This window comes from Mycolicibacterium iranicum, assembly GCF_014190915.1.
Taxonomy (GTDB): Bacteria; Actinomycetota; Actinomycetes; order Mycobacteriales; family Mycobacteriaceae; genus Mycobacterium; species Mycobacterium iranicum_B.
Genome location: NZ_JACHVU010000011.1, coordinates 36875 through 49249, shown reverse-complemented (window position 1 = coordinate 49249; position 12375 = coordinate 36875). Strand labels below are relative to the sequence as shown.

Below are 12375 nucleotides of genomic sequence, written 5' to 3'. Positions count from 1 at the left end.
CGGTTATGTCAGACGTCGCCGCCGCACCGCCGCAACCCGGCCCTGTGCTGGGGCCGCTCGCGGTCCTGGACCACTTCCGCGTCTACGTCGACATCGCGATCGTGGTCGTGGTGCTCGTCGCGGCGAACCTGGTCGCGCACTTCACGACCCCGTGGGCGAACTTCGCCGTCGTGCCGGCGGCGGCCGTCGGGCTGGTGCTGCTGGTGCGTTCCCGGGGGCTGGGCTGGAGCGAACTCGGGCTGGGGCGCGAGCACTGGCGCTCCGGGGCGGGCTATGCGGTCGGGGCGGTCGCTCTCGTCGGAACGGTGATCGCGATCGGCGCGCTGCTGCCCTGGACGCGGCCGATGTTCTTGAACGACAACTACGCGACGCTCTCGGGCGCGCTGATCGCGTCGATGATCATCATCCCGCTGCAGACGGTCATCCCGGAGGAACTGGCGTTCCGCGGCGTTCTGCACGGCGCGCTGGACCGGGCGTGGGGATGGCGCGGCGTCGCCGCCGCCGGGTCCCTGCTGTTCGGGCTGTGGCACATCGCGACGTCGCTGGGGCTGACCGCCAGCAACGTCGGTTTCACCCGGGTGCTCGGCGGTGGCGTGTTCGGCATGGTCGCCGGCGTGGTCGGTGCGGTCATCGCGACCGCCGCCGCCGGATTCGTGTTCAGCTGGCTGCGCCGCCGCAGCGGCAGCCTCATCGCGCCGATCGCGCTGCACTGGTCGCTCAACGGCCTGGGCGCCCTCGCCGCCGCCCTGGTCTGGCATCTGTCCTGACGGTCAGACCGTCAGGACAGCGGCACCGGCCGTGGCGCCGGCAGGCCGGCCAGGCCCAACGGCGCGGACGCCATCGGGCCGGGCCGGCGCACCTGCCATACACGCATCAGGGTGCGATCAGACGCGCGACCTGCCCTGCACCTTGCCGACGATCCACAGCAGGATCACCGCGCCGAGGATGGCGGTGAACAGCGTGAACCACCAGCCGCCGCCGGCGGTGTCGAGGAAGAAGGACAACAGGAAGCCGCCGATCAGCGCGCCGACGATGCCGATGACGATGTTCATCAGAATGCCGGAGCCGCCACCCTTGACGATCTTGCCTGCGATCCACCCCGCGATCGCGCCAATGATGATGTAGCCGATCCAGCCCACGCTGGTCAGCGTCGAAGAGCGGGCCAGAATCTCGGTTGCCGCGAGGACGTCCATCAGGGTCTCCTGTCGTCAGTCAGCCCCGGTGCGGCCGCACCCGGGCCATGAGCTCAGGTATACCCACCGCAGGTAACGAAACGGCTAGGCAAACGGGCGCAAAACCGGACGCAATGTGCCCACCGGCCCTGCCCGCCCCGGCCTGACGGGTGTCAGGCGGGAGGCAGCATCCCGGGCGCCGTGTTCGGGTCGACGGGAACCGGGACGCCCACGGCGGGCCGCGGCGGCGGTGCGTTGGGATCCGGCGCAGGTGCGTTCGGATCGGCCGCCACCGGTGCGTTCGGGTCGGCCGGCGGGGGCGGCGGAGGCGGGCTCCACGGCCGGATCGAGTTCGCCAGCGTGACTGCTTCGGCCTGCGGGACCGGGTTGGTCGCCGTCCCGAGCCACACCACGAACCACCGTTCCGGGGTGCGCTGACCGCGCGGCGTCCCCGGCGCGACGGGATTGCCGACCACACCGGCCCAGATCTGGCCGTTGGGCTTGTTCGTGTCGGTGAACTTCACCTCGTAGTAGGAGGCGACGCCCGTCATGCCGTTGGCTTCCAGCGGGATGGTCTGCTGGTTGACGCGGGTGCCCGGGAACGGCATGAAGAACTCGCCCATGTCGGACGCCAGCCGCTGGGCGGCCTTCGTGTTGTCGTCCTCGGCGCCGGCGAACAGCTTCAGGTCCAGGCGTCCGAGCAGCACGCTGGTGTCGTTCGGCGGCTGCGCATCCGGAGGTGACCCCTCGGGCGGAAGCTTGGTCAGCAGCGCCTGGCCGTAGGACAGCTGGGTCGCGTCGGAGACCTTCCATCCCGCGGGAACGACGTAGCTGAAGCCACCGGCAGCGTTGTCCACGCGGCCGGGCTCAGGTGCCGGAGCGGCCGGCGCGTTGGGGTCGACCGCCGGTGCGTTCGGGTCGGCCGGCGGTGCGGCCGGAGCTGGAGCGGCAGGCGGTGCGTTCGGTGCCGCGGGCGGCGGAACGGGCGCGTTCGGGTCCGCCGGGGGCGGCGGAGCGGCGGGTGCGCCCGCCGCGGGCGGCGGCGGGGTGGGCGTCGGCGGGGGTGCTGGCTGGGCGTTGGCCACCGCAGGCAGCGTCAACGCGGCTGCCAACGCGACGGTCGTCGCGCCCGTCAGTACCGAGCGCCGAAACGACGTCGGCACGCCCTTGCGGCGTTCAGGGTGCACATCCGGCTGATCCATGGGGAAGAAACTACCGTGTTGCAGCCGTGACGCAAGTGCGGGGTGGTCAAAATGTGCCGGATTGTTATATTGCTGCCAGTGAGGTCGCAGCAGATCAACAGCTTGAAGAAGTTTGCTGACACACGTCAGCGCCCGCGCGTCGCGCAGGCGGTGCGTCCGGGGGGTCTGTCCGGCCGTGTGGTGCCTCATCTGTTCATCGACGTGACCTGCGGTGTCGTTACGGACGCGCCCGGCCGGCGGCGTGCCGAGTTCCCGATCTAGCTACCGTCCAGTAACATTGGGCGCGCTCGCTGGGGTTCAGCGTCGAACACAACAGGAGGGTCCGTCGATGGATGTGCTGATCACAGGATGCGACACCGATCTGGGGCGCGCGATTGCCGAGAGCTTCTGCGAGGCCGGCCACAAGGTGTACCTCGGCGGGCGCCGCCGCGACGAGCTGGAGGTCCTGGCCAAGGAGCTCGAGGTGGATGCCCTGGTGTTCGACAACACTGATCCCGCGTCGGTCGCGGACCTGCACGGACAGGTGCCCGCGCACCTCGACACCATCATCAACGTCCCCGCTCCGGCGTGGACCGCCGGCGATCCCCGCGCCTACTCCCTCGACGACCACGCCACCGAATGGCGCAGCCTGTTCGACGCCGGACTGGTCGCGTCCATGCTCACCATCCAGGTGCTCGGCGACCACATGCGCAGTGGCGGGTCGATCATCACGGTCATCCCGGACCCGCCGCGTGAAGGCAGCGCCGCGGCCGCCGTGAAGGCCGCCGTCTCCGACTGGACCGCCGGTCAGGCCAACCACTTCGGCACCCGCGGCATCACGGTCAACGCGGTGGCCGTCGGCCGCGGCATCGATCCGGGATACGACGGTCTGGGCACCACCGCACCGTCGGTCAGCGCCGAGATCTCGCGGCTGTCGCTGTTCCTCACGACCCCGGCCGCGCGGCACATCACCGGCCAGACGCTGCACGTCACGCACGGGGCGCTGGCCAACTTCGCCTAGGTTTCCGGCTCGCGTCGACGAAGACGCCGCCATTTATTCCTGACTTCGCGTCCGGTGAAACGCGCGACGGCGATGCGGGCGTTCTGCGTAGGGTCGACACGTGACGATCCGACTTGGGCTCCAGATCAACAATTTCTCCTACGGCACCGGCGTTGCCGACCTCTTCCCCACTGTCATCTCGCAGGCGCACGAGGCGGACAGCTCGGGCTTCGACTCCGTCTTCGTGATGGACCACTTCTATCAACTGCCCGGCATCGGCTCTCCGGACCAACCGATGCTGGAGGCCTACACCGCGCTCGGGGCGCTGGCGACCGCCACCGACAACGTCGCGCTCGGCACGCTGGTCACCGGCAACACCTACCGCAACCCCACGCTGCTGGCCAAGAACATCACCACGCTCGACGTGATCAGCCAGGGGCGGGCGATCCTGGGCATCGGCACCGGCTGGTTCGAACTCGAACACGACCAGCTCGGCTATGAGTTCGGGACGTTCACCGACCGCTTCAACAAGCTGGGCGAGGCGCTGCAGATCATCCTGCCGATGATCGAAGGCGAACGGCCCACCTTCACGGGGAAGTACTACCGCGTCCAGGAGGCGATGGCCAATCCCCGTTTCCGCGACCACATTCCGCTGATGATCGGCGGCAGCGGCGAGAAGAAGACCATCCCGCTGGCCGCCCGCCACTTCGACCACCTCAACGTGATCGCCGGCTTCGACGAGCTGTCCAAGAAACTCGATGTGGTCAAGCAGAAGTGCGAGGAGATCGACCGCGATCCGGCGACCCTCGAGACCAGCATGCTGGTCGGCGCCCTCGTCGGTGAAGGTCTCAGCGTGGACATGGTCCCCGACGACTTCAAGCAGCGCATGGTGGCGGGCACCGTCGAGCAGATCGCCGAACAGGTCAAGGAGAAGGTCCTCGATGCCGGGATCGACGGGGTGATCCTGTTCGTCCCGACCCAGACCGTGGGCTACCAGCCCGGGCAGATCACCGCGCTGGGTGAAGCCCTCAAACCCCTGGTCACGGGCTGACTTTCAGCGACGCGGCGTGCGGCGGGCCGGCCTCGGGACGCGGTGGGGTATGTCACCGCGCCCCCAGGAAGTGCAACGACTAGAGTTTCCGTTGTTCTGAATGGGTAAAGAGGAACCGAGGCAGGTCCGTCAAGCACCTCGACAAGGAGTCGCAATGAGCCATCCCGGAGCCACTCCGTCCGATCGCCACAAGGTGGTCATCATCGGATCGGGTTTCGGTGGGTTGACCGCTGCCAAAGCGTTGAAGCGGGCCGATGTCGACATCAAGATGATCGCCCGGACCACCCACCACCTGTTCCAGCCGCTGCTGTACCAAGTCGCGACGGGCATCATCTCCGAGGGCGAGATCGCCCCCGCCACCCGCGTCATCCTGCGCAAGCAGAAGAACGCCCAGGTGCTGCTCGGCGACGTGACGCGCATCGACCTCGCGACCAAGACCGTGCGGTCCGAGTTGCTCGGCCACACCTACGTGACCCCGTTCGACAGCCTCATCGTGGCGGCCGGCGCAGGCCAGTCCTACTTCGGCAACGACCATTTCGCCGAGTGGGCGCCGGGCATGAAGTCCATCGACGACGCGCTGGAGCTGCGTGGCCGCATCCTCGGCGCGTTCGAGCAGGCAGAGCGCTCCAGTGACCCGGCGCGGCGCGAGAAGCTGCTGACCTTCGTCGTCGTCGGCGCCGGTCCGACAGGCGTCGAAATGGCCGGTCAGATCGCCGAATTGGCCGATCACACCCTCAGAGGCGCGTTCCGCCACATCGATTCGACCAAGGCGCGGGTCATTCTGCTCGACGCCGCTCCGGCCGTGCTGCCCCCGATGGGCGAGAAGCTCGGCAAGAAGGCCCAGGCCCGCCTGGAGAAGATGGGCGTCGAGATCCAGCTCAACGCGATGGTCACCGACGTCGACCGCAACGGCATCACGGTCAAAGACCCCGACGGGACCATGCGGCGCATCGAGGCGGCGTGCAAGGTGTGGTCGGCCGGCGTGTCGGCCAGCCCCCTGGGCCGCGACCTCGCCGACCAGTCCGGCGTCGAACTCGACCGTGCCGGCCGGGTGAAAGTGCTGCCCGACCTGTCGATTCCGGGGCATCCGAACGTCTTCGTCGTCGGCGACATGGCCGCGGTGGAGAACGTGCCCGGCATGGCGCAGGGCGCCATCCAGGGCGGCAAGTACGCCGCGAAGGCCATCGAGGCCGGGCTGAAGGGTGCCGAGCCGAGCGAGCGCGAACCGTTCAAGTACTTCGACAAGGGCTCGATGGCCACGGTGGCGCGGTTCAGCGCCGTGGCGAAGGTGGGCCCGCTGGAGTTCGGCGGCTTCATCGCCTGGCTGTCGTGGCTCGTGCTGCACCTGGTGTATCTCGTGGGCTTCAAGACCAAGATCGCCACGCTGCTGTCGTGGACGGTGACATTCCTGTCGACCAAACGCGGGCAGCTGACGATCACCGAGCAGCAGGCGTATGCGCGAATACGCATCGAGGAACTCGAAGAGATCGCCTCGACCGTGCAGGACACGGAGAAAGCGGCGAGTTAGAGCCTGTCGCCCTGCCAGGTCGTCAGACACCCTCCGCCGGCGAGCGCGAGCGTCGTTCCAGTGGTGGCGACATCGGTACGCGGGTAGTGCATCTCGCTGACGGACGCGCGGGGCGCGGCGATCTCGTCGTCGGCGGGTGAGCCGCTGCCCAGCTCCACCCGGTGGCGCAGCAGGGCGGCGCCGTCGACGTCGGCGTGCAGGGAACCCGACCAGAACCCTTGGCGCTCACCGGTTCTGCCGATCTGGACACGCTCACGAAGGCGCAGCGCCGCGGTGCGGGCCAGTGTGAGCCGCGTCGAGGTGAAATGACGCGACGTGGCCGCCACGATGGTCGGCTCCGGGTCGAGGTCCAGTTCGCCCGCGACGTCCAGGTCCCACACCGCCTGTGATTCCGTGGTGGTCGGACCCGGCAGCGCGACCGTGGCCGCGACGGTACGCACCGTCAACCTCGCACCGGGTTCCACCACCACCCGCATCGAGATGACGTCCCCGCCCAGCGGAGTGGCCACCGAGGACACCAGGTGCACCGTCTCGGGGCCCGTCCGTCGGGCCGCGATCCCACCGCGGCACTCGATGCGGTGCGAACCGTCGGCCTTGGCGATGATCACGACCTCCGAGCGCACCACGCACCCCCGCCCGGTTGTGCGCTCACAACGCCTGTGCGACCGACAGCTGTTCGCGGACCCAGCTCAGCACGAGGCTCGCCGCAGGATCCGCGGTCAGCGAGATCAGCACGAACGGGCGGTCGTCGCGCACGGTCGCCGCGTCGCGGCGCATCACGTCGAGATCGGCGCCGACCAGCGGGGCGAGGTCGGTCTTGTTGATCACCAACAGGTCCGAGAACGTGACGCCGGGTCCGCCCTTGCGTGGCACCTTGTCTCCGCCGGCGACGTCGATGACGAAGATCTGCACGTCGACCAGACCCGAGGAGAACGTCGCGGTCAGATTGTCGCCGCCGGATTCGACCAGGATGAGGTCCAGATGGTCGTGCCCGGCGATGAGGTCGTCGATCGCGTCCAGGTTGGCGGTGATGTCGTCGCGGATGGCGGTGTGCGGGCAGCCGCCGGTCTGGACGGCCGCGATCCGGTCGTCGGGCAGCACCGCGTTGCGGCGCAGAAAGTCGGCGTCCTCGGTGGTGTAGATGTCGTTGGTCAGCACGGCCACCGACAACTCGTCGCGCAGCTGCCGGCACAGTGCGGCAACGAGGGCCGTCTTCCCCGAGCCGACCGGGCCCCCGACGCCGATGCGCAGCGGCTCCCCCGGCTGCCGCACGCGACGGGGACGACCGATGTGGGTGTGCGGCCGGCCGGCCGAATCAGCGGCGAGGAAATGCGGTGGCATGTCTGCTCTTTCTCTAGGACGCGAACAACGGTCGGTCGCGTTCGGCGTGGCGTTGGGCCAGCACGTCGAGCAGCGGATCCGACAGGTCGGCCACCGCCGTGGCGGCGTCACCGGCGGTCTGCTCGCACAGCTCGGACAGTTCGAAGGTCACGGCCGCGACGTCGCCGGGGTCCAGTGCCAGCAGCCGCTGAGCCGCCGTCGCCGACCCCGTCATCGTCGTGTAGACGACCGACAGCGCGGTGTGCTCGGCCGTGAGCCCGCCCGCCTGCCCGACGGCGCCGGCGGCCACCGCGAGATGCGGGGTGGCCCCCAGCCCGTCCCATCCGTGCGCGGGCCAGGCGCGACGGGCCAGCCGGATCAGACCACGACCCTGGGCGCGGGACGCCTTCCGGGCAGCCGGAGACGGTGTGCGCGCATCGGTTTCGGTGTCCCCGGCTCCCCCGGCCACCGGGTCCAGCGCCCCGCGGTGGACCGCGGCCGACAGCGAGGCGGTCACCAGACCCGTCGTGCGGATGCGGCGCCTCAGGTAGGCGCGCAGCGTCGCCAGGTCGACGACCAGTCCGCTGCTCACCGCCTCCTCGACACCGCCGGAATGGACGTGGCCGCCGGTGGGAAGACGGGAGTCCGACAGCGTCAGCAAGGTGGTGAGATTCGACATCAGAACAGGAAGTAGCGCTGCGCCATCGGCAGTCTCTCGGCGGGCTGCTCCTGCCAGACCTCGCCGTCGATGCGCACGGTGAAGGTGTCCGGATCCACCTCGATATCGGGTGTCGCGTCGTTGAGCGGCATCTGGGCCTTGCCCACCCCGCGGACGTTCCCGACCGCAACGAGCCTGCGGTTCACCGCGATCCGGTCCGCCAGCCCGTCCTCGAGCGCGGCCGGCGACACGAAGTGCACCGACGTGGCCGCGGCCGCCGCGTGCGCCGCCCCGAACATCGGCCGCGGCAACACCGGCTGCGGCGTCGGGATCGAGGCGTTCGCATCCCCCATGGCCGCCCACGCGATCATCCCGCCCTTCACCACCGCATGCGGGCGCACACCGAAGAAGGCCGGCTCCCACAGCACGAGGTCGGCGAGCTTGCCCACCTCGACCGAACCGATCTCGTGATCGAGACCGTGCGCCACCGCCGGGCAGATCGTGTACTTCGCCACGTAGCGCCGGGCGCGGTTGTTGTCCGCGCCGGCGTCCCCCGCCAGGAAGCCGCGCCGGGTCTTCATCACATGCGCGGTCTGCCACGTGCGCAGCACGACCTCGCCGATGCGCCCCATCGCCTGCGCGTCGCTGCCGATCATCGAGATGGCCCCGATGTCGTGCAGCAGATCCTCCGCCGCGATGGTCGACGGGCGGATCCTGCTCTCGGCGAATGCGAGATCCTCGGGCACGCTCGGGTTGAGGTGATGGCACACCATCAACATGTCGAGGTGCTCGTCGAGGGTGTTGACGGTGTGCGGTCGCGTCGGATTCGTGGAGCTGGGAAGCACATTGGGCTTTCCGGCGACGGTGATGATGTCGGGAGCGTGGCCACCGCCGGCACCCTCGGTGTGATAGGCGTGGATGGACCGGCCCTTGACCGCGGCGAGCGTGTCCTCGACGAAGCCGGCCTCGTTGAGGGTGTCGGTGTGGATGTTGGCCTGCACGCCCGCGGCCTCACACACTGTCAGGCAGGCGTCGATGGCCGCGGGTGTGGTGCCCCAGTCCTCGTGCAGCTTGAAACCCGCTGCGCCGCCTCGTAGTTGCTCCCACAACGCCTCGGCGCTGACGGTGTTGCCCTTGCCGAGCAGGGCTACGTTCAGCGGCCACGTGTCGAGCGCCTCGAGCATCCTGGCCAGGTGCCACGACCCGGGCGTCACCGTGGTGGCCTTGCTGCCTTCGGCCGGTCCGGTGCCGCCGGCGACGATGGTGGTGATGCCGCCGCCGAGCGCCTCCTCCATGATCTGGGGACAGATCAGGTGGACGTGGCAGTCGATGGCGCCGGCGGTGACGATGCGCCCGTTGCCGGCGATGACCTCCGTCGACGGCCCAACCACCAGATCCGGGTGCACACCCGACATGATGTCGGGATTGCCCGCCTTGCCGATCGCGACGATGCGGCCGTCACGAATCCCGATGTCGGCCTTGATGACTCCCCAGTAATCCAGGATCACCGCGCCGGTGATGACGGTGTCGGGAGCTCCGTCTGCGCGGGTGGCCCGTGACTGCCCCATCGACTCGCGCAGAACCTTGCCGCCGCCGAACACCGCCTCCTCCCCCGCCAGTCCCGGGCCACCGCTGCGGTCCTCGGTGATCTCGATGAACAGGTCGGTGTCGGCCAGCCGGATCCGGTCACCCGTCGTCGGACCGTAGAGCGCCGCGTAGCGGGACCGGGAGAGTCGGGTCACGTTGCATCCAATCTGCCCGGCGGATCCAGGCTCAGGCCGTGCACCTCGCGACTGCCGGCCAGCGGGACGAGGACGACCCGTTGCGCCACACCGGGTTCGAACCGGATCGCGGTACCGGCGGGGATGTCGAACCGGTGACCGTGTGCGGCACCGCGGTCGAACTGCAGGGCGCTGTTCGCCTGCGGCACGTGGACGTGGCTGCCCACCTGCACCGGCCTGTCGCCGGTGTTCACGATCTCCAGCTCGAGCCGCTCGGCACCCGGATTGAGCTCGATGTCGCCGTCGCCGAAGACGATCTCGCCTGGAATCACGACATGCCCCCGGTCACGGAATCGGATGGTGGACGGTGACGAGCTTGGTCCCGTCGGGGAAGGTGGCCTCGACCTGCACGTCGTCGAGCATCTCCGGCACGCCGTCCATCACGTCGCCGCGGCCGAGAACCTCACGGCCGCTGACCATCAGCTCCGCAACCGTGCGGCCGTCGCGCGCTCCCTCCAGGATGTGGTCGGTGATCACCGCGACCGCCTCGGGATGATTGAGCTTCAGGCCGCGCGCCTGACGGCGGCGCGCGAGGTCGGCGGCATACGACAGCAGCAGCCGTTCCTGTTCATGCGGCGTCAAACGCATAGTGGGCGATACTGCCACGGCTCGCGGCAGTCAGCAGCGCTCCCGCGGCTACCTGACTGCTACCCGACGCTCACGCGTCGGTGATGTTCTGGAGCCGGACCTGACCCCTCGCCACCATCTTGTCCGCCTCGTCGGTGATCGTGATGACCCACAGCTGCTGACGCCGCCCGCGGTGAATCGGGGTCGACGTCGCGGTCACCGTGCCCGACCGGATGGCGCGCAGGAAGTCGGTGTTGTTGTTGACGCCGACGACCGTGCCGCCCCCGTTCTCGGTCAGCCAGACGTGCCCCGAGACACTGGCCATGCTCTCGATCACCGCGCAGTACACGCCGCCGTGCACGATTCCCCAGGGCTGCAACAACTTCTCGGTGATCTCCAGCTGCGCGCGGCCGCCGTCGGGGGTCATCTCCAGGTAGGTCAGTCCGAGCTGTTTGTCGAAACCGTCGCCGAGGCCACTGGGAATTTCGCTCACGCTTGGAGTTCTACACGCCCGCCGCCGTGTACCGGAAATGCAGAAGGGCCCCACGCACATGGCGTGGGGCCCTTCCTTCGGTCGGACCGGGGGTCTCTGCAGCCCTCAGGACTCCGGCACGGTCCGTTGGTTCCCGAAGTGGGTTCCGAACCCGACCTCTGAAGGATAGGCAAGGCTGCCCTAATTAATCAAGACCTTCCCCATATTCATCCGCGAGGTGCCCCGCACGGGCAGGCCGAAGCCGACGAGCGCGTCCAGCACCGCCTGGCCGCGCCGCATGCTGGTGACTTCACTGGAGCCCGCCAGCAGCGGGATCTGCGTCGCCGCGCTCACGACGGCCCCGCCGACGATGTGCCACATGGACGCCACCGGCATCGCGCCGTCACTCACGGCGGCCAGCTTGTTGAACAGCGGGCCCAGCGCGCGGTGGCTGCGGTGGGCGATCCAGGTGGTCAGCGCGGCCTCGCTGGGCAACGCCACGATCCCGGTCTGTCCGGTCCGGCCGGCGATGGTGCGGCGTCCGTGGAAGAACGGGTCGTCGTGCAGCGCACGGATCGTCGGGTCCACGACGCCGACCCAGTCGATCGCGCCCTCGGAATCCACATGCACCCAGAGGTTCTCCAGGCCGGTGTCCCACGCACGTCCTTCGAGAACGAGCAGCGGGATCACCCGTCCGACGACCACATGGGCGAACGTCGCCGCCAGCTGCTGGGCGACCGCCGCCTTGCTGTCGGTTTCGGCGACCCCGGCCTCGAACATCGACTCCAGGCGCCCGGTCGAAAGGATCTCGGCCAGAGGCCACCAGCGCCGCCGGCTCAGATCGCCCATCACCGCCACCCCGTAGACGCGGGGGCATTCCGGATAGAGCTCACGAAGGCGACGGCTGGATTCGTGGATCGGCAGCGTCCGCCCGATGACCATGCTGGCGATGAGCGGATCCTCGACGACGACGGTCACGGAGCCTCCGATCTACTTAGGTACGCCTGAATTAGGTTAGCCTTACTATAGGCACGAGCACCGAAGGAGCGAAACCCTGTGACTGGACTCACAAGGCCGGACGGACGCGCCAGTCGATCTGCCGGCGTTGGCATCTCGGGAGACGTCGTTCGTGTCGACCGACCTGCGCGGCGAACTGATACGACACGCGGTAGTAAGCCCGTAGTACCCTTTGACCTACTGCCGGTAGGAGGTGAACGGAAGATGGCGAAGCTGACTCGACTCGGGGAGCTCGAACGTTCCGTGATGGACCATCTGTGGTCCGCCGGTGAGCCGCAGACCGTGCGTCAGGTGCACGAGGCGTTGTCCGCCCATCGCGACCTGGCCTACACCACGATCATGACCGTGCTGCAGCGGCTCGCAAAGAAGAACCTGGTCGTGCAGCACCGCGACGACCGCGCGCACCGCTACGCCCCCACCCACGGCCGCGACGAACTGGTCGCCGGACTGATGGTGGACGCGCTGGATCAGGCTGCCGATTCCGGTAGTCGGGAGGCCGCGCTCGTGCATTTCGTCGAACGTGTCGGAGCCGACGAGGCCGCCGCGCTGCGCCGCGCACTCGCCGAGTTGGAGGACAAGCACCGACTCGGCGGACCCGCTGGCGAATCAGGCCCTGCCTGAGGGACAC

General features: G+C 69.0%; 15 protein-coding genes. 5 read left to right on the top strand and 10 right to left on the bottom strand.

The annotated features are described in order from the left end of the window. The first annotated feature begins 5 nt into the window (after window positions 1-5). Window positions 6-767 (top strand): CPBP family intramembrane glutamic endopeptidase, encoded by a 762-nt coding sequence (locus FHR72_RS20575; RefSeq protein WP_183471594.1) that lies wholly within the window; start codon window positions 6-8, stop codon window positions 765-767. A gap of 117 nt (window positions 768-884) precedes the next feature. Here the strand turns inward: FHR72_RS20575 and FHR72_RS20570 are convergent, their stop codons facing one another. Together FHR72_RS20570 and FHR72_RS20565 are read right to left on the bottom strand one after the other, a co-directional pair. Next, entirely contained in the window at window positions 885-1193 is a 309-nt protein-coding gene (locus FHR72_RS20570) for a GlsB/YeaQ/YmgE family stress response membrane protein (protein WP_183471592.1), read from the bottom strand. A gap of 152 nt (window positions 1194-1345) precedes the next feature. Then, complete coding sequence (locus FHR72_RS20565) at window positions 1346-2374, bottom strand: APA family fibronectin-binding glycoprotein (protein WP_183471590.1); 1029 nt, start codon at window positions 2372-2374, stop codon at window positions 1346-1348. A gap of 328 nt (window positions 2375-2702) precedes the next feature. Between FHR72_RS20565 and FHR72_RS20560 the strand changes: the two genes are divergently transcribed. The 3 genes from FHR72_RS20560 to FHR72_RS20550 all read left to right on the top strand — a co-directional run bounded on the left by FHR72_RS20560 (window position 2703) and on the right by FHR72_RS20550 (window position 5932). Continuing rightward, window positions 2703-3374 (top strand): SDR family oxidoreductase, encoded by a 672-nt coding sequence (locus FHR72_RS20560; RefSeq protein WP_183471588.1) that lies wholly within the window; start codon window positions 2703-2705, stop codon window positions 3372-3374. 100 nt (window positions 3375-3474) lie between these two features. Beyond that, window positions 3475-4404: an LLM class F420-dependent oxidoreductase gene (locus tag FHR72_RS20555; RefSeq protein WP_183471586.1), complete on the top strand. Its 930-nt coding sequence runs from the start codon at window positions 3475-3477 to the stop codon at window positions 4402-4404. A 154-nt stretch (window positions 4405-4558) separates the two neighbouring features. Further along, window positions 4559-5932 (top strand): type II NADH:quinone oxidoreductase Ndh, encoded by a 1374-nt coding sequence (locus FHR72_RS20550; protein WP_183471584.1) that lies wholly within the window; start codon window positions 4559-4561, stop codon window positions 5930-5932. On the opposite strand, the gene FHR72_RS20545 is transcribed toward FHR72_RS20550, so the two are convergent. From FHR72_RS20545 to FHR72_RS20510, 8 genes are all read right to left on the bottom strand, one after another. Further along, entirely contained in the window at window positions 5929-6555 is a 627-nt protein-coding gene (locus tag FHR72_RS20545; RefSeq protein ID WP_183471582.1) for an urease accessory protein UreD, read from the bottom strand. The genes FHR72_RS20550 and FHR72_RS20545 overlap by 4 nt on opposite strands. 25 nt (window positions 6556-6580) lie before the next feature. After that, window positions 6581-7273: an urease accessory protein UreG gene (ureG, locus tag FHR72_RS20540; RefSeq protein ID WP_183471580.1), complete on the bottom strand. Its 693-nt coding sequence runs from the start codon at window positions 7271-7273 to the stop codon at window positions 6581-6583. Window positions 7274-7286: 13 nt separating this feature from the next. Continuing rightward, the gene (locus tag FHR72_RS20535; RefSeq protein WP_183471578.1) at window positions 7287-7931 is read right to left on the bottom strand and encodes an urease accessory protein UreF; all 645 of its coding nucleotides are present in this window, start codon (window positions 7929-7931) and stop codon (window positions 7287-7289) included. After that, entirely contained in the window at window positions 7931-9652 is a 1722-nt protein-coding gene (locus FHR72_RS20530) for an urease subunit alpha (protein WP_183471576.1), read from the bottom strand. Before FHR72_RS20530 ends, FHR72_RS20535 begins: the two co-directional genes overlap by 1 nt. Continuing rightward, complete coding sequence (locus tag FHR72_RS20525; RefSeq protein ID WP_183471574.1) at window positions 9649-9963, bottom strand: urease subunit beta; 315 nt, start codon at window positions 9961-9963, stop codon at window positions 9649-9651. Before FHR72_RS20525 ends, FHR72_RS20530 begins: the two co-directional genes overlap by 4 nt. A gap of 13 nt (window positions 9964-9976) precedes the next feature. Further along, entirely contained in the window at window positions 9977-10279 is a 303-nt protein-coding gene (locus FHR72_RS20520) for an urease subunit gamma (protein ID WP_183471565.1), read from the bottom strand. A gap of 70 nt (window positions 10280-10349) precedes the next feature. Then, on the bottom strand, window positions 10350-10751 hold the full coding sequence (locus tag FHR72_RS20515; RefSeq protein WP_183471563.1) for a PaaI family thioesterase: 402 nt from the start codon (window positions 10749-10751) through the stop codon (window positions 10350-10352). A 180-nt stretch (window positions 10752-10931) separates the two neighbouring features. Then, window positions 10932-11708 (bottom strand): iron reductase, encoded by a 777-nt coding sequence (locus FHR72_RS20510; RefSeq protein WP_183471561.1) that lies wholly within the window; start codon window positions 11706-11708, stop codon window positions 10932-10934. Between the two features lie 243 nt (window positions 11709-11951). Between FHR72_RS20510 and FHR72_RS20505 the strand changes: the two genes are divergently transcribed. Continuing rightward, the gene (locus tag FHR72_RS20505; protein WP_183471559.1) at window positions 11952-12368 is read left to right on the top strand and encodes a BlaI/MecI/CopY family transcriptional regulator; all 417 of its coding nucleotides are present in this window, start codon (window positions 11952-11954) and stop codon (window positions 12366-12368) included. The last annotated feature ends 7 nt before the right edge of the window (window positions 12369-12375 follow it).

What these genes read in the sequence shown, in the direction of transcription:
- FHR72_RS20565 (WP_183471590.1), bottom strand. Translation starts at nt 2,374, where the DNA reads ATGGATCAGCCGGATGTGCACCCTGAACGCCGCAAGGGCGTGCCGACG.
- FHR72_RS20560 (WP_183471588.1), top strand. Translation starts at nt 2,703, where the DNA reads ATGGATGTGCTGATCACAGGATGCGACACCGATCTGGGGCGCGCGATT.
- FHR72_RS20570 (WP_183471592.1), bottom strand. Translation starts at nt 1,193, where the DNA reads ATGGACGTCCTCGCGGCAACCGAGATTCTGGCCCGCTCTTCGACGCTG.
- FHR72_RS20520 (WP_183471565.1), bottom strand. Translation starts at nt 10,279, where the DNA reads ATGCGTTTGACGCCGCATGAACAGGAACGGCTGCTGCTGTCGTATGCC.
- FHR72_RS20550 (WP_183471584.1), top strand. Translation starts at nt 4,559, where the DNA reads ATGAGCCATCCCGGAGCCACTCCGTCCGATCGCCACAAGGTGGTCATC.
- ureG (WP_183471580.1), bottom strand. Translation starts at nt 7,273, where the DNA reads ATGCCACCGCATTTCCTCGCCGCTGATTCGGCCGGCCGGCCGCACACC.
- FHR72_RS20535 (WP_183471578.1), bottom strand. Translation starts at nt 7,931, where the DNA reads ATGTCGAATCTCACCACCTTGCTGACGCTGTCGGACTCCCGTCTTCCC.
- FHR72_RS20575 (WP_183471594.1), top strand. Translation starts at nt 6, where the DNA reads ATGTCAGACGTCGCCGCCGCACCGCCGCAACCCGGCCCTGTGCTGGGG.
- FHR72_RS20505 (WP_183471559.1), top strand. Translation starts at nt 11,952, where the DNA reads ATGGCGAAGCTGACTCGACTCGGGGAGCTCGAACGTTCCGTGATGGAC.